21 protein-coding genes are annotated in these 20,518 nt (G+C 38.1%); all 21 read left to right on the forward strand.

Annotated elements, in window-relative coordinates; all coding sequences use genetic code 11:
• Positions 1-209: 209 nt before the first annotated feature.
• Positions 210-545: a putative DNA-binding protein gene (locus RCJ95_RS22825; protein WP_054550507.1), complete on the forward strand. Its 336-nt coding sequence runs from the start codon at positions 210-212 to the stop codon at positions 543-545.
• A 12-nt stretch (positions 546-557) separates the two neighbouring features.
• Complete coding sequence (gene ffh / locus RCJ95_RS22830; protein WP_048391641.1) at positions 558-1,916, forward strand: signal recognition particle protein; 1,359 nt, start codon at positions 558-560, stop codon at positions 1,914-1,916.
• A gap of 94 nt (positions 1,917-2,010) precedes the next feature.
• Positions 2,011-2,283 carry a 30S ribosomal protein S16 gene (gene rpsP, locus RCJ95_RS22835; RefSeq protein ID WP_004269411.1) on the forward strand — a complete coding sequence of 91 codons (273 nt, stop codon included), beginning with the start codon at positions 2,011-2,013 and terminating at the stop codon, positions 2,281-2,283.
• A gap of 15 nt (positions 2,284-2,298) precedes the next feature.
• Positions 2,299-2,532, forward strand: coding sequence for a KH domain-containing protein (locus RCJ95_RS22840; protein WP_134018983.1), 234 nt, complete (start codon positions 2,299-2,301; stop codon positions 2,530-2,532).
• Between the two features lie 371 nt (positions 2,533-2,903).
• Entirely contained in the window at positions 2,904-3,419 is a 516-nt protein-coding gene (gene rimM, locus RCJ95_RS22845) for a ribosome maturation factor RimM (RefSeq protein ID WP_221683436.1), read from the forward strand.
• Positions 3,419-4,156 (forward strand): tRNA (guanosine(37)-N1)-methyltransferase TrmD, encoded by a 738-nt coding sequence (gene trmD / locus RCJ95_RS22850; protein ID WP_221683449.1) that lies wholly within the window; start codon positions 3,419-3,421, stop codon positions 4,154-4,156. Before rimM ends, trmD begins: the two co-directional genes overlap by 1 nt.
• 116 nt (positions 4,157-4,272) lie before the next feature.
• Positions 4,273-4,617 carry a 50S ribosomal protein L19 gene (gene rplS, locus RCJ95_RS22855; RefSeq protein ID WP_004269407.1) on the forward strand — a complete coding sequence of 115 codons (345 nt, stop codon included), beginning with the start codon at positions 4,273-4,275 and terminating at the stop codon, positions 4,615-4,617.
• 105 nt (positions 4,618-4,722) lie between these two features.
• The gene (gene lepB, locus RCJ95_RS22860) at positions 4,723-5,292 is read left to right on the forward strand and encodes a signal peptidase I (RefSeq protein ID WP_221683437.1); all 570 of its coding nucleotides are present in this window, start codon (positions 4,723-4,725) and stop codon (positions 5,290-5,292) included.
• A 55-nt stretch (positions 5,293-5,347) separates the two neighbouring features.
• The gene (gene ylqF, locus RCJ95_RS22865) at positions 5,348-6,223 is read left to right on the forward strand and encodes a ribosome biogenesis GTPase YlqF (protein WP_004269405.1); all 876 of its coding nucleotides are present in this window, start codon (positions 5,348-5,350) and stop codon (positions 6,221-6,223) included.
• 164 nt (positions 6,224-6,387) lie between these two features.
• Positions 6,388-7,149, forward strand: a complete 762-nt coding sequence (locus tag RCJ95_RS22870) for a ribonuclease HII (protein ID WP_221683438.1) — start codon at positions 6,388-6,390, stop codon at positions 7,147-7,149.
• Positions 7,150-7,205: 56 nt separating this feature from the next.
• Positions 7,206-9,092, forward strand: coding sequence for a hypothetical protein (locus RCJ95_RS22875; protein WP_312130641.1), 1,887 nt, complete (start codon positions 7,206-7,208; stop codon positions 9,090-9,092).
• Entirely contained in the window at positions 9,089-9,391 is a 303-nt protein-coding gene (locus RCJ95_RS22880) for an EscU/YscU/HrcU family type III secretion system export apparatus switch protein (RefSeq protein WP_048391628.1), read from the forward strand. Before RCJ95_RS22875 ends, RCJ95_RS22880 begins: the two co-directional genes overlap by 4 nt.
• A 162-nt stretch (positions 9,392-9,553) precedes the next feature.
• Positions 9,554-10,714: an ADP-forming succinate--CoA ligase subunit beta gene (gene sucC, locus RCJ95_RS22885; protein ID WP_221683440.1), complete on the forward strand. Its 1,161-nt coding sequence runs from the start codon at positions 9,554-9,556 to the stop codon at positions 10,712-10,714.
• Positions 10,715-10,731: 17 nt separating this feature from the next.
• On the forward strand, positions 10,732-11,634 hold the full coding sequence (gene sucD / locus RCJ95_RS22890; protein ID WP_004229280.1) for a succinate--CoA ligase subunit alpha: 903 nt from the start codon (positions 10,732-10,734) through the stop codon (positions 11,632-11,634).
• A gap of 198 nt (positions 11,635-11,832) precedes the next feature.
• Positions 11,833-12,729: a DNA-processing protein DprA gene (gene dprA / locus RCJ95_RS22895; protein ID WP_221683441.1), complete on the forward strand. Its 897-nt coding sequence runs from the start codon at positions 11,833-11,835 to the stop codon at positions 12,727-12,729.
• 91 nt (positions 12,730-12,820) lie between these two features.
• Positions 12,821-14,899, forward strand: coding sequence for a type I DNA topoisomerase (topA, locus tag RCJ95_RS22900; RefSeq protein WP_221683442.1), 2,079 nt, complete (start codon positions 12,821-12,823; stop codon positions 14,897-14,899).
• A gap of 19 nt (positions 14,900-14,918) precedes the next feature.
• Positions 14,919-16,232: an FADH(2)-oxidizing methylenetetrahydrofolate--tRNA-(uracil(54)-C(5))-methyltransferase TrmFO gene (gene trmFO / locus RCJ95_RS22905; RefSeq protein ID WP_221683444.1), complete on the forward strand. Its 1,314-nt coding sequence runs from the start codon at positions 14,919-14,921 to the stop codon at positions 16,230-16,232.
• A gap of 287 nt (positions 16,233-16,519) precedes the next feature.
• Entirely contained in the window at positions 16,520-17,419 is a 900-nt protein-coding gene (gene xerC / locus RCJ95_RS22910) for a tyrosine recombinase XerC (protein ID WP_004229272.1), read from the forward strand.
• A 21-nt stretch (positions 17,420-17,440) separates the two neighbouring features.
• Positions 17,441-17,986, forward strand: coding sequence for an ATP-dependent protease subunit HslV (hslV, locus tag RCJ95_RS22915; protein ID WP_004229270.1), 546 nt, complete (start codon positions 17,441-17,443; stop codon positions 17,984-17,986).
• Positions 17,986-19,386, forward strand: coding sequence for an ATP-dependent protease ATPase subunit HslU (hslU, locus tag RCJ95_RS22920; protein ID WP_221683447.1), 1,401 nt, complete (start codon positions 17,986-17,988; stop codon positions 19,384-19,386). Before hslV ends, hslU begins: the two co-directional genes overlap by 1 nt.
• Positions 19,387-19,473: 87 nt before the next feature.
• Entirely contained in the window at positions 19,474-20,253 is a 780-nt protein-coding gene (gene codY, locus RCJ95_RS22925; protein ID WP_004229266.1) for a GTP-sensing pleiotropic transcriptional regulator CodY, read from the forward strand.
• The last annotated feature ends 265 nt before the right edge of the window (positions 20,254-20,518 follow it).

Here is a 20,518-nt window from a genome sequence, read left to right on the forward strand (position 1 = left end):
AAAATTGGATAAAGTGACACTGACACGTAATAGATAAAGACGCTCGATTGTGTAGAGGTGAATTGACTTGTTTAAAAGAGTAATACTAGCCAAAGGCAAAAAACGCCTGAAAGCTGCAATTTAGGCTTTTAGACAAGGAGATTACCTTGACACAGACGGGCGCTTTTCGTTATGATACAAATGACTAATAGCGGGAGGAGAAACATTCGATGCTACTTGAAAAAACAACACGCATGAACTTTCTCTTCGACTTTTATCAAGCATTATTAACAGATAAGCAAAGAAGTTATATGGAGCTATACTATTTGGATGATAACTCTCTAGGAGAAATCGCTGAATCGTATGGTGTTTCACGCCAAGCTGTTTATGATAACATTCGTCGAACTGAAGCGATGCTTGAGGAATATGAAGAAAAATTATGTTTACTTGAAAAATTTCAACAACGTACCCAAATGCTGTTACAGCTAACACAGGGGATTACAGAAAAAAGTATGACAGCTGAAGAGCAGCTAGCACTTATTGAGCAGCTGAAAGAATGGGATTAGGAGGCGAAAGCAATGGCTTTTGAAGGATTAGCGGAACGACTCCAAGGAACGATCCAAAAGATTAAAGGCAAAGGAAAAGTATCTGAGCAAGACGTTAAAGAAATGATGCGAGAAGTCCGATTTGCTTTAATCGAGGCGGATGTTAACTTAAAAGTAGTCAAAGAATTCGTGAAAAAGGTAAGTGAACGTGCTGTTGGTGTTGATGTTATGCAAAGTTTAACACCAGGTCAGCAAGTTATTAAAATTGTACAGGATGAACTAACAGAATTAATGGGGGGCGAACAAAGTCCCATTAAGTTTAATACGAAGCCACCCACTGTCATTATGATGGTTGGTCTACAAGGTGCGGGTAAAACGACCACTACAGGTAAATTGGCAAATGTTCTACGAAAAAAATATAATCGTAAACCATTATTAGTTGCCGCTGACGTTTATCGTCCAGCAGCTGTCCAACAATTACAGACATTAGGAAAACAGTTATCACTACCTGTTTTTGCGTTAGGTACTGAGGTATCTCCTGTAGAAATTGCACGTCAGGCAATTGAATTGGCAAAGGAAGAGCATCATGATGTAGTGATTATCGATACAGCTGGTCGACTTCATATCGATGAAGACCTAATGCAAGAGTTAAAGGATATTCGTGCATTAAAAGAGCCAGATGAGGTTTTCCTAGTTGTTGATGCCATGACGGGTCAAGATGCAGTCAATGTAGCAGAAAGCTTTAATGAAGCAATCGGTATTACTGGGGTTGTTTTAACAAAACTTGACGGTGATACGCGTGGTGGTGCTGCATTATCTATCCGTTCTGTGACGCAAAAACCAATTAAATTTGTCGGGATGGGCGAAAAAATGGATGCGCTTGAACCATTCCATCCAGAGCGTATGGCATCTCGTATATTAGGTATGGGCGATGTTCTGTCACTTATCGAGAAGGCTCAGGCAAATGTAGATGAAGCCAAGGCAAAAGAATTAGAAGAAAAGTTTAAATCTCAAACATTCACTTTTGATGATTTTGTTGAGCAATTACAGCAAGTCAAGAAAATGGGCCCTCTTGATGAAATTTTAAAAATGCTACCAGGTGCTAACAAAATCAAAGGCTTAGATAATGTAAAAGTTGATGATAAGCAAATGGGGCGTGTAGAGGCCATTATTTACTCGATGACGCCTGCTGAAAAGACCAACCCAGAAATCATTAATGGTAGCCGTAAAAAGCGTATTGCGAAAGGCTCTGGGACATCTATTCAAGAGGTGAATCGTCTCATTAAACAATTCGATGAAATGAAAAAAATGATGAAGCAAATGACTGGAATGGCAAGTGGTAAAGGGAAGAAAAAAATGAAATTACCAGGCTTTGATTCATTGTTTAAATAATAATTTTTAGGTGTTAAGAAAAAACACTTTACAAACAACCTAAACATTGATAATATACTATCTTGTGTGAAACTTATTCGGAGGTGCTATTAAAATGGCAGTTAAAATTCGCTTAAAACGTATGGGAGCTAAAAAATCTCCTTTCTATCGTATCGTAGTTGCAGACGCTCGTTCACCACGTGACGGTCGTCAAATCGAAACAGTTGGTACTTACAACCCACTAACTCAACCAGCTACTGTAAACATTGATGAAGAGAAAGCTCTTAAATGGTTAGCTGACGGTGCAAAACCATCAGATACAGTACGTAACCTGTTCTCAGAACAAGGTATCATGGAAAAATTCCATAACCAAAAATTCAGTAAATAATCGGGGGCGACGTCTTTGAAGCAGCTGATTGAAGCAATCGTTTTACCGTTAGTCGATTATCCAAAAGAAGTTCGTATTGAGACGGATGAAAATGCAAATCGAATTGTTTATAAACTTTTTGTTCATCCAGAGGATAGAGGGAAAGTCATAGGCAAGCAAGGGCGAGTAGCAAAAGCGATTCGTACAATTGTTTATTCAGCGGCAGGTAGTCACCATCAAAAGAAGACCTACGTCGATATATTGGATTAATAGAAAAGATTTTCACGCTCTTGCAACAAGTACTAGTGAGTCCTGATAGGTGTGTTTACATGTCGCTTAGGAGTTCGAAGTGGCCTTTAGTATAAAGCGTAAAATCTGGACGAAAAAGGAGGGAGCTTGTAGGTTCCTTCCTTTTTTTATCTTTTTTTAACATCAGCATATCGCTATGATTTCTGTTTAAGTGGAAATTAAAGCTTAAAGAAGGAGTATAGCTAAAGGATATTGCTTATATTATTGTTGACAAGACAAATGAGTCTTAGCTAAAACTACATTCTTCCAAATCACATCTGCAAGAACGGAACCTTTTTTGGATGAGCCAGATGCATTGTGAAGATAAGCATGTTTTTACGAGGTGAAATAGAATGGAATGGTTTAATGTAGGTCGAATTGTCAATACGCACGGTATTCGTGGTGAGGTACGTGTATTATCGACAACAGACTTTGAAGAAGAACGTTTTGCGGTAGGAAATAAGCTTGCTGCCTTTAAAAAAGACGATAAGAAGCCAACCTGGGTAACGATTGACTCTATGCGTCGTCATAAAAACTTTATTTTATTAACTTTTGAAGGCATGAACAATATCAACTTGGTTGAGCCATTTAAAGAAGGCATGCTGAAAGTGACAAAAGATCAAATGACTAATGATCTTCTTGAAGAAAATGAGTTCTTTTTCCATGAAATAATAGGCTGTACAGTTATTTCTGAAGAGGGCGAAACAATCGGTGTTGTAGCAGATATCCTGCAAACAGGGGCAAACGATGTATGGGTAGTGAAAGGGACTAAGAAAGAACACTATATCCCTTATATAGAAGATATCGTGAAAGATATTGATGTTATGGACAAAAAAATAGTCATTCATGTTATGGAAGGCTTATTATGATGAATATTCATGTATTGAGCCTGTTCCCTGATATGTTTTCAGGCGTTTTTGGTGCATCTATTTTAAAGAAGGCCCAAGAAAAGGGAGCTGTAAATTTAGAGGTAACGGATATTCGTACTTTTTCAGGGAACAAGCATAATCAAGTTGACGACTATCCATATGGTGGTGGTGCAGGTATGGTATTAAAGCCTGAACCAATGTTTAGTGCAGTAGAGGCTATTACTGCAGGTAAACAGCCACGTATCATATTAATGTGTCCCCAGGGTGAACGATTTACGCAGAAAAAAGCAGAGGAGCTAGCGCAGGAAACAGAGTTAGTGTTCTTATGTGGTCATTATGAAGGCTATGATGAGCGTATACGTCAGCATCTCGTGACAGACGAGATTTCCATTGGCGATTTTGTCTTAACAGGTGGGGAATTAGGCGCTATGACTGTTATTGATAGCGTAGTTAGATTGTTACCTGGAGTCTTAGGACAAGAGGATTCTCATATCCAGGATTCTTTTTCAACGGGTCTCCTTGAGCATCCACATTATACACGTCCTGCGGAGTTCCGTGGCATGAAGGTACCTGATGTTTTATTATCGGGGAATCATGCTAAAATCGAGCAATGGCGAGAGGAACAGTCGCTGAAAAGAACTTTTGAGCGCCGTCCTGACTTACTTGAGCAATACCCATTAACAGACAAGCAAAAATTGTATCTAGAAAAACTAAAAAACAATCGTCAAGATGCTTGATTGCTAAATCTATTTATGATAACATCTAATCTGTACTTCTATGTGGAGTACTGAATTACGGTGTTCCGCTGTGGCATAGATTGCGTGCAAGAGCATCTGTCTAAGGAGAGAAAACAATGTCAAACATTATTGCAGAAATTACAAAATCTCAGCTTCGCTCTGATCTACCAACTTTCCGTCCTGGTGATACTGTTAAGGTACACGTGAAAGTAGTAGAGGGTACTCGTGAACGTATCCAAATTTTCGAAGGTGTAGTAATTAAACGTCGTGGTGGCGGAATTAGCGAAACTTTCACAGTTCGTAAAATTTCTTACGGTGTAGGTGTTGAGCGTACATTCCCTGTACACACACCAAAAATCGCTAACTTAGAAGTTGTACGTCGTGGTAAAGTACGTCGTGCTAAACTTTACTACCTACGTAACCTACGTGGTAAAGCTGCTCGTATTAAAGAAATTCGATAATTATGACTTAAAAGTGAGGGGCTTGTGTTCAAGCCTCTTTTCTTTTTGCTTGTCATCTTTATTCACTATCATCTAAAATGGTGTTAGACAAGGGGGCAATTCTCAATGGAAAAACAAGTGAAAGAAAAAAATGAATTATGGGAATGGACAAAAGCACTATTAATTGCATTTGCGATTGCTGCAGTTATTCGATATTTTTTATTTACACCCATTGCAGTTGATGGAGAGTCCATGATGCCAACCCTTGAAGATGGCGACCGAATGATTGTGAATAAAATTGGTTATAAAATAGGTGAGCCTAAACGTTTTGATATCGTTGTATTTCATGCACCTGAACAAAAAAATTACATAAAGCGTGTAATTGGATTGCCAGGAGATACACTAGAGTATAAGGATGATCAATTGTATATAAATGGTGAGCCAATTGATGAACCCTATTTAGATGCCTATAAAGCACAAATCACAGAGGGAACTTTAACAGAAGATTTCACCTTAAATGATATTGATCTTTCCTTGGATAGCAATACTATTCCTGAGGGGTATATCTTTGTTATGGGAGATAATCGTCGATATAGTAAAGACAGTCGACATATTGGCCTTGTGAACCAAAAAGAAATTATTGGTAATACCAGTCTGATTTTCTGGCCATTTAGTGACATAAAAATTGTAAAGTAATGTATGAAAGGGAGAGCAAATTACTCCCTTTTCTTTTAGTTTAGGAGGTATAGCTGTGACGATACAATGGTTTCCAGGGCATATGGCTAAAGCCCGACGTGAAGTAACTGAAAAATTAAAGCTTGTCGATATTATCTTTGAATTAATAGATGCACGTTTACCGCTATCCTCACGTAATCCGATGATTGACGAAGTCATTAACCAAAAACCTCGTCTTTTGATCTTAAATAAAGCGGATATGGCAGATGAACAAGAAACACGGAAATGGGTAGAGTATTTTGCAAAGCGTGGCCATAAAGCAGTAGCCATTAACTCACTTGAGGGCAAGGGCTTACAGCAAGTCACAAAAGCGGCACAAGAGATTTTAAAAGAAAAATTTGATCGCATGAAAGCAAGAGGAATGAAGCCTAGAGCTATTCGTGCCATGATTGTGGGTATTCCAAACGTGGGAAAATCCACATTGATTAATCGATTAGCGAAAAAAAATATCGCTAAAACGGGCAATACACCAGGTGTGACAAAGGCACAGCAATGGATCAAAGTTGGTAAAGAGCTTGAACTATTGGATACACCAGGTATTTTATGGCCAAAGTTTGAGGATCAAGAAGTAGGCTTTAAATTAGCTTTAACTGGAGCTATTAAGGATACTATTACAAATATGGAAGACCTAGCTGTCTATGGGTTGCGATTCTTATCTAATCATTATCCAAAGCGTATGGATGAGCGTTACGGTCTCGAGTTTATCCATGAGGAGTTAGTGGATACTTTTGACCATATTGGTAAGCTACGTCGTGTATTTGGTCCTGGTGGAGAAATAGATTATGACCAAGTAGCTCAACTAATTGTTCGAGATATCCGAGGATTACAATTAGGTAAACTTACCTTTGATTTTGTGGATGAGCAGTTAGAAAAAGAAACTGAACAATTATAAGTATTTAAAACTGTCACACGTTCTTTTGTGACAGTTTTTCTTTTAGGAATACATTTTTTAACCGATAATGACTATAGAGAGGAAAATAGTTTTCGAGTTAAAGAGACTACATAAGAACTGAACATGCTATAGTTTGAATGAATAGAAGCAAGAAGGAGTACACAATGAAAACCATTAAGGAAATTACAACTGCATTGAAAGCTGCTGAGGAATGGCAAGATTGGATGAAAGAAATTACAGCGGATGAAAGAGCAGGTGTACAAAAGGCATGGCTAACTTGGCAAAAGAGACAAGATAAAAAACATCAATTACTGCAAGAGCATCAAAAAAAAGTTGCATTCGATTTAAGCTATGGGAAAACAGATACATTTATTGCAGGTGTAGATGAAGCAGGACGGGGACCGCTAGCAGGGCCAGTCGTAACGGCAGCAGTAATTTTACCGACAAATTGTGAGGCACTTGTTGGTCTGAACGACTCAAAGCAATTATCGAAGGACAAACGAAATGGCTTTGCAACATTAGTTAAAGAGCATGCCGTAAGCTATTTTATTCATTTTCAATCTGCCCAACAAATTGATGAACTGAATATATATGAAGCAACAAAACAATCTATGAAGGTAAGTGTTGAATCATTGTCGACAAAGCCTGATGTTGTTTTAGTAGATGCTATGACATTACCTATTACAATTCCTCAAGATTCGATTATAAAAGGAGATGCTAAGAGCTTAGCGATAGCAGCTGCATCCATTTTAGCTAAAACAGCACGGGATGAGTATATGGAGCAATTAGACGAGGAATTTCCAATGTATGGATTTGGGCAACATGCGGGGTATGGGACAAAGCAACATTTAAAAGCGTTAGAGGAATTTGGACCGACTATTCACCATCGTAAATCATTTGAACCAATAAAATCTATGTTTTCATAAAGCTAAAAAACGGTAGACAATTACACGAAGGAGTAATTGATGAAAGGAGTATGTATATGACAGCCACATCATTTAATCCAATTCAACTGCAGCAAAATGCAATGACTTCGACAAATCAACCACTTGCTTTAAAACAAGGACAAGTATTTCACGGAACAATTAAGCAATTATATCCAGATCAAATGGCAGAAATCCAAGTAGGTAATCAAAAATTTATAGCTAAACTCGAAGTGCCGTTAAAAGCTGGGGATGCCCATTTCTTTCAGGTAACAGGGACAAATCCACAAACGGAATTGAAAATAGTGACTGGACCGATGGCGCAGGCATCCACACCAAATCAGCAAATTAATCAGTTATTAGAATCCATGAATTTGCCTAAATCACCAGAAATGCAGCAATTATTAGGGCATTTTATGAAAGCACAGCTACCCATTTCTAAAGAACAAATGCTGCAAGCTGAAATGTGGTTAAAGGCATTACCAGAGGGTATATCAAAAGTAGATGCTCTACAAACCATTCAAAAAATGATAGAGCTAAAAATGCCTATGATAAACGATGTGTTTCAAGCATTGATGAGTGGTCAAAAGACATCTGGTATGACTGCTATCATGGATAACTTTGCTCAACTTTTAGCGAAGGATACAACCCTATCTGAGTCATTGAGGCAAAATTTATTGCAACAAGTACAAGCGATTGCCAAGCCCTTTGAAGTAGAAACGGGTAGTGCAGTGCTTGCAAGGCTTTTACAAAGTTTAACGAATAGTGCTGCGACAGTGAATGAAAAAATGCAAGCTTTATCAATGCTAAAAGAGTCGGGGATTCTTCCTCAGCAGGCTACATTGCAAAACTGGTCAAAAATTGAAGCAAAAGCCTTTCAGCCAATACAGCAAGCTGGTCAAGTTATTCAAACCATTCTTGCTACAAAGTCAGAAAATGCTAGTCAACTGGTGGCACAGCTTAAATCATGGACCGAAAGTCAAAATTTATTAACGAATGAGCAAAAACAGCATATCAATCAGCTGGTGGATCGTTTTAATCAGTTACCAGTATCAAAACAAACGCTAGAGGTTTTTGCTAAACAAATGCAGGATCAGTTATTAAAAGCATTTACTCAAAATACAGCTGATCGTTTATTTACACAGGATGCCCATGCACTTTCAGTGAAAGATCATTTGTTATCCCTATTTAAGCAAGAGGCCAATTCGCCTTCACAGAATGAGGCACTCATGCGCAATCTGGTGAAAAATAGTATTAATTCTTCGCAACCATTTATACAGCAAGTTGTGACACAAGCAGATGCACAAGTACAAAATTCAATGGATAGTAAGGCGATGGAGCATGCACTTAAAACGGTGTTGAAAAATTTAGGAATTAGCTATGAGGCAACATTAGGAAACAAGTCGGCTGATTTACAAATGATTGCGCATCAGCTAAAGCCACAACTCCATACATTATTGCAGGAAACTAATATACCACCTCAAATGAAGGAAGCGGCAGAGATGCTTATGACGCGTATGAATGGAATGCAGCTATCTTCAGGAGAAAACGGTCATCAACATCAGCTTATCATGCAAGTTCCACTTGAATTTTTTGGAAAGAAGATGGATGCAACCTTACAATGGAATGGTCGCATGAAAGATAATGGCAAAATTGATGCTAACTATGCACGCGTATTATTTTATTTACAAATGGCATCTATGCAAGAAACAGTGATTGATATGCAGGTTCAAAATAGAGTTGTCACAGTAACGGTCTTTAATGAAAATTCGGAAATTCAATCACTTGCTGAGCCGTTGAAGGCTGCTTTAAAAATTGGGCTGGCTGAAAAAAATTATCAACTTTCAGGTGTGTTTATTAAACAATTTGATAAAGGGCAAACGGAAAAAGTAGGTCCTGTAGTAGAACAGCGAGAGGAGCAGAGTGGGGTGGATATCCGCGTATGAGCGAAGAAAAACTTACTCGGAAAGAGGCAATTGCGCTTACGTATAAGCTTGGTCAATTTGATAGTCCCACTGTTGTAGCAAAGGGAAAAGGGAAAATTGCCGAGAACATTTTGGCAAGAGCAAATGAGCATAATGTGCCGATTTATGAGGATCCTAACCTTGTGCAGTTGCTTGGTCAATTAGATTTAAACGAGTCTATTCCTGAAGAATTATATCAGGCAGTAGCAGAAGTTTTCGCATTTATTTATCGTTTGGATCAGCAACATGCGCAAAAATATAGAAAAAATGAATTATTCTGACTATTTTTACAAGCTGTTTTAGTACACAAAATAGAAAAAAGTGTCATAATAAGAGAGAAAATTCGAACTAAAGACAAAGTGTAGACTTTATCAGAATCTTTCGTTAGAATAGTCTATGTTAGTAAAACAATTCTATGCAAATGTTTGATGGGAGGATGTATTATGAATATCCATGAATATCAAGGGAAAGAGATTCTGAGAAAATATGGTGTAGCTGTACCAAACGGAAAAGTTGCTTTTTCCCCTGATGAAGCAGTAAAAGTAGCGAAGGAACTTGGCTCAAACGTAACAGTAGTCAAGGCGCAAATCCATGCAGGTGGACGCGGTAAAGCAGGCGGTGTCAAAATCGCTAAAAACCTTGACGAAGTGCGCACATACGCAAAAGAGTTATTAGGAAAAATTTTAGTGACTCATCAAACAGGTCCAGAAGGAAAAGAAGTAAAACGTTTGTATATTGAAGAGGGTTCTGATATCCAAAAAGAATACTATTTAAGTCTAGTATTAGACCGTGCTACATCTCGTGTAACAATGATGGGATCTGAAGAAGGCGGTATGGATATTGAAGAAGTAGCAGAAACAAATCCGGAAAAAATCTTCAAAGAAGTAGTAGATCCTGTAGTTGGATTAACAAGCTTCCAAGCACGTCGTATGGCGTTTAATATGAACATTCCAGCAAACCTTGTAGGGAAAGCTGTTAAATTAATGTTAGGCTTATATCAAGCATTTATCGACAAAGATGCATCGATTGTAGAAATTAATCCACTTGTTGTAACTGGACAAGGTGAAGTAGTAGCATTAGATGCTAAATTCAATTTTGATGCCAATGCATTATATCGACATAAGGATATTGTCGAATTACGCGATTTTGACGAAGAAGATGCAAAAGAGATCGAAGCTTCAAAATATGACCTAAGCTATATTTCATTAGATGGAAATATTGGCTGTATGGTTAACGGTGCTGGTCTTGCCATGGCAACGATGGATACAATTAGTTATTATGGCGGAAGCCCTGCTAACTTCCTAGATGTAGGGGGCGGTGCAACAGCTGAAAAAGTAACAGAGGCTTTCAAAATTATCCTTTCTGATTCAAACGTAAAAGGCATTTTCGTCAACATCTTTGGTGGAATTATGAAGTGTAACATTATTGCTGAGGGTGTTGTAACGGCTGCTAAAGAGATTGGTTTAGCTGTGCCATTAGTTGTACGTTTAGAAGGTACAAATGTTGAACTTGGAAAAGAAATTTTAAATGCATCTGGTTTAAACATCGTTGCAGCGGATTCAATGGCTGACGGTGCACAAAAAATTGTGGGACTAGTAGGCTAAGGAAGGCAGGGAGAACAATGGCTGTATTTATTAACAAAGATACGAAGGTAATTGTACAAGGGATTACGGGCGAAACAGCTCTATTCCATACGAAGCAAATGCTTGAGTATGGTACTAAAATCGTAGCAGGTGTAACACCAGGTAAAGGTGGACTTGAAATCGAGGGAGTTCCTGTTTTCAATACAGTAGCAGAAGCTGTAGCTGCAACAGGTGCTACAACTTCAGTTATCTATGTACCTGCACCATTTGCGGCAGATGCAATTTTAGAAGCTGTTGATGCTGAATTAGAATTAACAATCTGTATCACAGAGCATATTCCTGTCCTTGATATGGTTAAGGTTAAACGTTATATGGAAGGCAAAAACACTCGCCTAGTAGGTCCAAACTGTCCAGGTGTTATTACAGCTGATGAATGTAAAATTGGTATCATGCCTGGTTATATTCATACAAAAGGCCATGTAGGAGTTGTTTCTCGTTCTGGTACATTAACATATGAAGCAGTACATCAATTAACACAAGCTGGAATTGGTCAAACAACTGCAGTAGGTATTGGTGGAGACCCTGTCAATGGTACAAACTTCATTGATGTACTTGAAGCCTTTAATAACGATCCAGAAACTTACGCAGTTGTTATGATTGGTGAAATCGGTGGTACAGCTGAGGAAGAAGCAGCTGCATGGATTAAAGCAAATATGACAAAACCTGTTGTAGGCTTTATTGGTGGACAAACTGCACCTCCTGGCAAACGTATGGGTCACGCTGGAGCTATCATTTCTGGTGGTAAAGGAACAGCAGCAGAGAAAATTAAAGCAATGAACGAAGCTGGTATTGAAGTTGCAGAAACACCTTCTGTAATTGGTGAAACATTGATTAAAGTAATTAAAGAAAAAGGGCTATACGAAAAGTGTAAAACCCATTAAAATGGAAGATGTAGCCATTACGGCTACATCTTTTTCATTATTTATACACTGTTTATCATACTTCATTCAACAATTACCTACTTACTTATGAAGAAATCAACAATTTTGTGGCAGATTTTATAAATAATAATGCAATGTTGTGTTGAAAATTATCATGCGGTCATTTAATTTCTTCTATTATAAAAGGAGGTTTATTGAATGATTCTCGCAGTAGATACGCAGAGATTACTAGCCTTACATTATGTATACCCATTACCACTTCAGAAACTTCAGCAATTGTTGTCCCCTGTGAATATTTTAAGCTCTTTTGAAGACATTCATTATGACGACATCGCAAAAGTTTTACAAATATCAGCACATAAAGCACATCAACTTTCTCAGCGCTTTCGACAAATTATGACAACGCCACTTGAAGAGGCCTATGCACGGGCTAATATTTTCCCCATCCCGTTTTATCATCCCTATTTCCCGGCGCAATTATTTGAAATATCAAGTCCACCTACTGTATTGTATGTGAAAGGTCAATATTCCCTGTTAACAAATAAAAAACAGATAGCTATTATAGGCTCTAGGAAGGCGACAGCGTATTCAAAAAGAGCGATAGACTTAATTGTCCCGCCACTTATTCAACGTGATTATACGGTTGTTAGTGGGCTTGCAAGAGGTGCAGATACAATGGCACATAGGGCGACTATCGATATGGGCGGTCATACAATAGCGGTGCTTGGACATGGTTTTAATTATCTCTATCCATCAGAAAACCGCATTCTTGCTACACAAATGGCAGAGCACCAGTTATTAATGACAGAATATCCCCCTTATATGAAGCCTGAAAAATGGCATTTCCCAATGCGTAACCGGATCATTAGTGGTTTATCTCGAGCATTAGTTGTGACAGAAGCGGCATTAAAAAGTGGCACGCTTATTACAACAGAGCTTGCATTAGAGCAAGGAAAAGATGTATTTGTGGTACCAGGACCTATAGACGCAACTCAATCAAAAGGGACAAATCAATTGCTTTTTGAAGGAGCAATTCCCATAGTGAATGGTCATCAAATCATTGAAACATTAGACCTCTTTTCTAACAAAAATTGAAAAAAAGTTGCATTATCTTAAAATCTGTTATACATTTTGCAACAGGTAACTTAAAAAATTAGTAATAGACCTCGCTAAGGGGGAGACATAGATGGCGGATTATTTAGTGATTGTAGAATCACCAGCAAAAGCAAAAACAATTGAACGTTATTTAGGAAAGAAATATAAGGTGAAAGCGTCGGTTGGACACGTACGGGATCTTCCACGTAGTCAGATGGGCGTTAGCGCGGAAAATAATTTCGAGCCTAAATATATTACGATACGTGGTAAAGGACCTGTGTTACAGGAATTAAAGTCTGCAGCTAAAAAAGTAAAGAAAGTTTATCTAGCGGCCGATCCAGACCGCGAGGGAGAAGCAATTGCTTGGCACCTTGCGACTGCATTAAATATTGATATTCACTCAGATTGTCGTGTTGTATTTAATGAAATTACAAAAGATGCAATTATAGAGTCTTTTAAAAATCCACGTCCAATTAACATGGACTTAGTAGATGCGCAGCAAACAAGACGTATATTGGATCGACTTGTTGGCTATAACATTAGCCCAATTCTATGGAAAAAGGTGAAAAAAGGTTTATCAGCAGGTCGGGTACAATCTGTAGCACTACGTATGATCATTGATCGTGAAAATGAAATTAAAAACTTCCAACCTGAAGAATATTGGACAATTGAAGGAACGTTTGAAAAAGGAAAAAAATCATTTGATGCCCTTTACTATGGGAATGGTAAAGACAAAATAAAATTAACAAATGAAGCACAAGTAAAGGCAATCTTAAAAGATGTTAAAGGAACAAACTTTGATGTTGTCAATGTAACGAAAAAGGAACGTAAGCGTAATGCTGCACCAGCCTTTACAACATCATCTTTACAGCAAGAAGCAGCACGAAAATTAAATTTCCGTGCTAAAAAGACCATGATGCTAGCTCAGCAATTATACGAAGGTATAGATATTGGAAAAAAAGAGGGGACAGTCGGGCTAATTACTTATATGCGTACTGATTCCACACGTATTTCTGATACGGCAAAAGCAGAAGCGGTTACGTACATTGAGGGCAAATATGGAAAAGAATACATTGCAACAGATATAAAACAAACAAAGAAAGCTTCAAATGCACAGGATGCGCACGAAGCAATACGTCCAACAAGTACAATGCGGACACCGGATGAATTAAAGACGGTACTTAGCCGTGATCAGCTACGCTTATATCGCTTAATTTGGGAGCGCTTTATTGCGAGTCAAATGGCACCAGCAGTACTTGATACTGTAGCTGTAGATCTTCAAAATGGTGATGTTTTATTCCGTGCAAATGGCTCACAAGTTAAATTCGCAGGCTTTATGAAACTATATATTGAAGGTACTGATGATCAAACTGAAGAGACGACAAAACTTTTACCTGAGATGGAAATTGGTGATCAAGTAAAATCGCTTGAAATCGAGCCTAAACAACATTTTACACAGCCACCACCACGTTATTCTGAGGCGCGACTTGTTAAAACAATGGAAGAACTAGGAATTGGGCGCCCGTCCACATATGCACCGACCCTCGATACAATTCAGCGCCGTGGCTATGTTGTATTAGATGCTAAACGCTTTATGCCAACAGAGCTAGGAGAGATCGTACACCAACTCGTACTAGAATTTTTCCCAGATATCATAAACATCGAATTCACCGCACAAATGGAACAAGATTTAGATGATATTGAAGAAGGCAATCGACAATGGAAAAAAGTTGTGGAAGAATTTTACAAGGACTTTGAAGTCCATGTAAAACATGCGGATGAAGCTATGGAAAAGGTTGTCATTAAAGATGAGCCTGCAGGGGAAGACTGTGAGCTTTGTGGATCTCCAATGGTCTTTAAGCTTGGACGATATGGCAAATTTATGGCTTGTTCTAATTTCCCGGATTGTCGAAATACAAAAGCGATTATGAAGCCTATTGGTGTGAAATGCCCTTCCTGTGAAACGGGCGAGATTGTGGAGCGAAAAAGTAAAACAAAGCGTCTATTCTATGGTTGCAATCAGTATCCTGAATGTGAATTTGTCTCATGGGACAAGCCAATTAATAGACCATGTCCAAAATGTAGTGCATTATTAGTAGAGAAAAAGATAAAAAAAGGTGTGCAAATTCAATGTACGAAGTGTGACTATGAAGAAGCACCTACTCAATGATAGGAAGATGGTAAGAAACATGACTGAACAAGTAGTAAATGTAATTGGAGCTGGACTGGCAGGTAGTGAGGCAGCTTGGCAAATTGCTAAGCGGGGTATAAAAGTTAAACTTTATGAAATGCGTCCAGTAAAGCAGACTCCCGCGCACCATACTGATAAATTTGCAGAACTTGTTTGTTCTAACTCATTGCGGGCAAACGGTTTAACAAATGCTGTAGGCGTTATCAAAGAAGAAATGCGTATGTTAGATTCTGTTATCTTAAAGGCAGCAGACCAATGTTCAGTACCAGCTGGAGGGGCCTTAGCAGTAGATCGTCACGAATTTGCAGGGTATGTAACTGATACTGTGAAAAACCATCCACTTGTGGAGGTTATTCATGAAGAAGTCACAGAAATTCCAGAAGGTATTACAGTTATTGCAACAGGACCTTTAACTTCAAAAGCTTTAGCTGAAAAAATTCAAGGTTTAACTGGTTTAGATTATTTATACTTTTACGATGCAGCAGCACCTATTATCGAAAAAGATAGTATTGATATGAATAAAGTTTATTTAAAATCTCGTTATGATAAAGGGGAAGCGGCTTATTTAAACTGTCCTATGACAAAGGAAGAATTCGATCGTTTCCGCCAAGCATTAATCGAAGCTGAAGTTGTACCATTGAAGGAATTTGAAAAAGAAATTTACTTTGAAGGTTGTATGCCAATTGAAGTCATGGCAGCTCGTGGAGAGAAAACTATGTTATTTGGTCCGATGAAGCCAGTAGGTCTTGAGGATCCAAAAACAGGAAAACGTCCATATGCAGTTGTTCAACTTCGTCAAGACGATGCAGCAGGCACGCTTTACAACATTGTAGGCTTCCAAACGCATTTAAAATGGGGGCCACAAAAGGAAGTGCTACAGCTCATTCCTGGGTTAGAGAATGTAGAAATTGTTCGCTATGGCGTCATGCACAGAAACACCTTCATTAATTCACCGAAAGTTTTAGAAAAAACATATCAACTTCGTGAGCAAAAGAATATTTTCTTTGCAGGTCAGATGACTGGTGTAGAAGGCTATGTTGAATCAGCAGGTAGTGGATTAATTGCAGGAATAAATGCAGCTCGTTTAGCATTAGGACAAGAGCCCATTATTTTCCCATTCGAAACGGCATTAGGAAGCATGGCGCGTTATATAACAGAAGCACAGTCTAAAAACTTCCAGCCTATGAATGTAAACTTCGGCATCTTCCCTGACTTACCGCCTGGTCGTCGTTCTAAACCAGAGCGTGCGGAAATGCATGCAACACGCGCAATAAGCACAATTCGAAATTTTGTGAATTCACAAACAATTTAATTGCCAAAAGCCTCTAAAAGTTGTTATACTCTTAGAGGCTTTTTCTTTTTGTAGACAAAATGCTTAATTAGACGTATTTTATTATTTTGTATGGAGTTTTTCTCAAAATATAACTATTTACACTTGCTATATTATGAAGATAGGTTTAGTGTCAATATGTATGTTTATTAATGATAAGAAAAACGATACAAACTTGTAAGAGATGACAAAGAATTGTATATCCGTTATATTACAAGTGTCAGTCATTTAAGAAAATTATTAATAAATTATTGGTGGTGAATCTTTCTGTGTTAGTTTCGTCCCAAGATGCACTCGAACAGTTCATGCTTTACATCCAAGTTGAAAAGAACTTCTCTGTTCATACAGTGCGAGAATATGAATCAGACCTGCTAGATTTTTTAACCTTTTTACAAACGGAGGGAATCGATGATTTAGCAAGTGTTGAATATATACATGCACGTCTTTATGTAACAAAGTTGTACGATGAGAAAAGGGCAAGGGCTTCTATTTCAAGGAAAATTTCTTCGATACGCTCCTTTTTTCGCTTTCTAAATAGACAGTACGGATTAGATGACGGAGCATTTCGTTCGCTTTATCATCCGAAAAAAGAATCACGTTTACCTAATTTTTTCTACGAAGAGGAATTGAAACAGTTATTTGATGCGAATACTGGTGATGATTTGAAATCATTAAGAAATATAGCTATATTAGAGCTGTTATATGCAACAGGTATTCGTGTGAGTGAACTGACTTCAATTCAAGTAGAGGATGTAGATTTTCATTATTCGATTATACGAGTAATGGGCAAAGGTCGAAAAGAACGAATCATTCCATTTGGTCAATTTGCGAGTTTAGCAATGCAGGACTACATAGAGCAAGCTCGTCCACGATTGATGAAAAAAACGAATCATCTGCAGTTGTTTGTTAATATGCGTGGTGGGGAACTTACTCCTAGAGGGGTACGTCATATTTTAAACGAAATGATTGACAAGGCCTCACTCCATACAAAAATTTACCCACACATGCTTCGCCATACTTTTGCTACTCATTTATTGAATAATGGCGCAGATTTGCGGACGGTGCAGGAGTTATTAGGTCACTCACATTTATCTTCTACACAAGTTTACACACATGTAACAAAAGAGCATCTTCGTCAAACATATATGAATGCTCATCCAAGGGCATAATAGAGCTAAGGAGGAAGGCAGATGGGACAAATTCATGCAACAACGATATTTGCGGTTCATCATAACGGAGGCTGTGCCATGGCTGGTGATGGTCAAGTAACATTGGGAAATGCAGTTGTGATGAAGGGTACAGCAAGGAAGGTCAGACGTCTGTTTAATGGGCAGGTCCTCGCTGGTTTTGCAGGTTCAGTTGCTGATGCCTTTACACTTTTTGAAATGTTTGAAGGCAAATTAAATGAGTATAACGGTAATTTACAACGCGCAGCCGTTGAGGTAGCGAAGCAATGGCGTGGTGATAAAATGCTGCGTCAGCTAGAAGCGATGCTACTAGTAATGGATAAAACGACTTTATTACTCGTTTCGGGTACAGGAGAAGTGATTGAACCTGATGATGGCATTTTGGCCATTGGCTCTGGGGGCAATTATGCATTGTCTGCAGGTAGAGCATTAAAAAAATATGCAGGTGAAACAATGACTGCTCGTGAAATTGCTGAAGCGGCATTAGAAACAGCTGCTGAAATCTGTGTATTTACAAATCATAATATTATCGTGGAGGCGCTGAACTAATGACACAAAAAAATTTAACGCCAAGACAAATTACTGAGCATTTAGATCGTTACATTGTTGGGCAGAATGAAGCTAAGCGAGCAGTAGCTATTGCGTTACGAAACCGCTATCGTCGTTCGTTGTTAAATGAAGATATGAAGGCTGAAGTTATTCCGAAAAATATTTTGATGATTGGGCCAACTGGTGTCGGTAAAACAGAAATAGCCAGAAGGATTGCAAAGCTTACCAATGCCCCTTTTGTAAAAGTTGAAGCGACAAAGTTTACCGAAGTAGGCTATGTGGGTAGAGATGTTGAATCAATGGTCCGTGACTTGGTAGAAGCTTCTCACCGTCTAGTTAAAGAAGAAATGATGGAGTCTGTCAAGGAACAAGCAGAACAATTAGCAAATGAAGCAATCGTGAAACTTTTGGTGCCTTCTTTACGTAAAAAACAGGCGATGCAAAATCCGTTTGAAATGCTATTTGGTGGGAAAGAACAACCAACAAATGATGATTCATCAGCAGATGATGGAGAAGTTCGCTCGAAGCGTGCTCAAATTGCAATTGATCTACGCAATGGTAAGTTAGAAAATGAGTGGGTTACTGTAGAGGTAACAGAACAAAATCCATCCATTTTTGATGCGTTACAAGGAACAGGAATGGATATGTCTGCGAATAGTGGTATGCAGGATATGCTATCTAGTTTAATGCCTAAAAAACAGAAAAAACGCCGTGTGCAAGTAAAAGACGCGCGTCGTATTTTAACAATAGAAGAAGCAAATAAGCTGATAGATGCTGATGAAGTAGCACAGGAAGCCATTAATAGAGCTGAGCAAACGGGCATCATTTTTATTGACGAAATCGATAAAATTGCTAGTAAAGAAGGAAATACTTCGGCGAATGTCTCCCGCGAAGGAGTTCAACGTGACATTTTACCAATTGTAGAAGGTTCTACTGTCACTACGAAGTATGGTGCAGTGAAAACAGATTATATGCTGTTTGTTGCTGCTGGGGCATTTCATATGTCAAAACCATCAGACCTAATTCCCGAGTTACAAGGCCGTTTTCCAATTCGGGTAGAGCTTGAAAAATTAACAAAACAGGATTTTGTCCGTATTTTACAAGAACCAGATCAATCATTAATTCTGCAATATAAAGCGCTTTTAGAGACAGAAGGCGTAGAAATTCATTTCACGACAGATGCTATTGAACGAATTGCTGAGATAGCAACTGAAGTGAATCAGGAAACAGACAATATTGGAGCTCGTCGTTTACACACAATATTAGAACGTTTACTGGAAGAACTATCGTTTGAGGCATCTGAGATTGCGCCAGCGAGTATTCCAATCAATGCGGCGTATGTGGATCAAAAACTTGCGGGAATTGTAAAAAACAAAGATTTGTCACAGTTTATACTGTAAGATAAAGCTGATTAGTATCATTCAATAGTAAAAACCTTTAGAATATTTAGTAAATACTCTTCGGATTATTTATAGGAGGAACATATAATGAATTTATTAGAAAAAACACGTAAAATTAACTCGATGCTTCAAGCTTCTGCTGGTAAGCCTGTAAACTTTAAGGAAATGGCAGATACACTAGGAGATATTATTGATAGTAATGTCTATATTTTAAGCCGTAAAGGTAAATTATTAGGTATTTCAATTCACCAACAAATTGAAAATGAACGTATGAAAAAAATGTTTGAAGAGAGACAATTCCCAGAGGAATACACACATAGCTTATTTACGATCTCTGAAACATCTTCAAATTTAGATATTAATAATGAACATACTGCTTTCCCAGTAGAAAATAAAGATTTATTCCAAAATGCTTTAACAACAATTGTACCAATCGTTGGCGGTGGTGAGCGTTTAGGCACTCTAATTCTTGCTCGTTTATCTTCACAATTTGAAGATGATGATCTAATTTTAGCTGAGTATGGTGCAACAGTAGTTGGGATGGAAATTTTACGTGAAAAGTCTGAAGAAATTGAAGAAGAAGCTCGTAGCAAAGCTGTCGTGCAAATGGCTATTAATTCACTTTCGTACAGTGAGTTAGAGGCAATTGAACACATTTTCGAAGAACTTGATGGTAATGAAGGTTTACTAGTTGCTTCTAAAATTGCTGATCGAGTGGGTATTACACGCTCAGTGATCGTAAACGCATTACGTAAACTTGAATCAGCTGGTGTCATTGAATCTCGCTCTTTAGGCATGAAAGGTACTTATATTAAAGTGCTAAACGATAAATTCTTAAATGCTTTAGCAGAAATTAAAATGAAATAAATACTTTTTTTAAGAAGCTAATGAAAGCGTCTATGGTAAACATAGACGCTTCAGACTGTAGACAAAAGCCCTCGAGAAGTTCACTCTCGAGGGCTTTTATCATTTTTCTTCCTATGTCGTCTTGATATTTGGTAATATATTACCAAATCCAACATACTCTTCGAGCATAGTTGCTCTCTTAAGCTACTTGCCACGTCCAAGTAGCCAGTTTCTTTAAATTCATGGCAGCAAAAGTAAGCATCGCCTGCATGGACAATTTTTTTAG

This window comes from Lysinibacillus sp. BSL11 (assembly GCF_052928325.1).

What these genes read in the sequence shown, in the direction of transcription:
- RCJ95_RS22825 (WP_054550507.1), top strand. Translation starts at nt 210, where the DNA reads ATGCTACTTGAAAAAACAACACGCATGAACTTTCTCTTCGACTTTTAT.
- ffh (WP_048391641.1), top strand. Translation starts at nt 558, where the DNA reads ATGGCTTTTGAAGGATTAGCGGAACGACTCCAAGGAACGATCCAAAAG.
- rpsP (WP_004269411.1), top strand. Translation starts at nt 2,011, where the DNA reads ATGGCAGTTAAAATTCGCTTAAAACGTATGGGAGCTAAAAAATCTCCT.
- rimM (WP_221683436.1), top strand. Translation starts at nt 2,904, where the DNA reads ATGGAATGGTTTAATGTAGGTCGAATTGTCAATACGCACGGTATTCGT.
- trmD (WP_221683449.1), top strand. Translation starts at nt 3,419, where the DNA reads ATGAATATTCATGTATTGAGCCTGTTCCCTGATATGTTTTCAGGCGTT.
- rplS (WP_004269407.1), top strand. Translation starts at nt 4,273, where the DNA reads ATGTCAAACATTATTGCAGAAATTACAAAATCTCAGCTTCGCTCTGAT.
- lepB (WP_221683437.1), top strand. Translation starts at nt 4,723, where the DNA reads ATGGAAAAACAAGTGAAAGAAAAAAATGAATTATGGGAATGGACAAAA.
- RCJ95_RS22870 (WP_221683438.1), top strand. Translation starts at nt 6,388, where the DNA reads ATGAAAACCATTAAGGAAATTACAACTGCATTGAAAGCTGCTGAGGAA.
- RCJ95_RS22875 (WP_312130641.1), top strand. Translation starts at nt 7,206, where the DNA reads ATGACAGCCACATCATTTAATCCAATTCAACTGCAGCAAAATGCAATG.
- RCJ95_RS22880 (WP_048391628.1), top strand. Translation starts at nt 9,089, where the DNA reads ATGAGCGAAGAAAAACTTACTCGGAAAGAGGCAATTGCGCTTACGTAT.
- sucC (WP_221683440.1), top strand. Translation starts at nt 9,554, where the DNA reads ATGAATATCCATGAATATCAAGGGAAAGAGATTCTGAGAAAATATGGT.
- sucD (WP_004229280.1), top strand. Translation starts at nt 10,732, where the DNA reads ATGGCTGTATTTATTAACAAAGATACGAAGGTAATTGTACAAGGGATT.
- dprA (WP_221683441.1), top strand. Translation starts at nt 11,833, where the DNA reads ATGATTCTCGCAGTAGATACGCAGAGATTACTAGCCTTACATTATGTA.
- topA (WP_221683442.1), top strand. Translation starts at nt 12,821, where the DNA reads ATGGCGGATTATTTAGTGATTGTAGAATCACCAGCAAAAGCAAAAACA.
- trmFO (WP_221683444.1), top strand. Translation starts at nt 14,919, where the DNA reads ATGACTGAACAAGTAGTAAATGTAATTGGAGCTGGACTGGCAGGTAGT.
- hslV (WP_004229270.1), top strand. Translation starts at nt 17,441, where the DNA reads ATGGGACAAATTCATGCAACAACGATATTTGCGGTTCATCATAACGGA.
- hslU (WP_221683447.1), top strand. Translation starts at nt 17,986, where the DNA reads ATGACACAAAAAAATTTAACGCCAAGACAAATTACTGAGCATTTAGAT.
- codY (WP_004229266.1), top strand. Translation starts at nt 19,474, where the DNA reads ATGAATTTATTAGAAAAAACACGTAAAATTAACTCGATGCTTCAAGCT.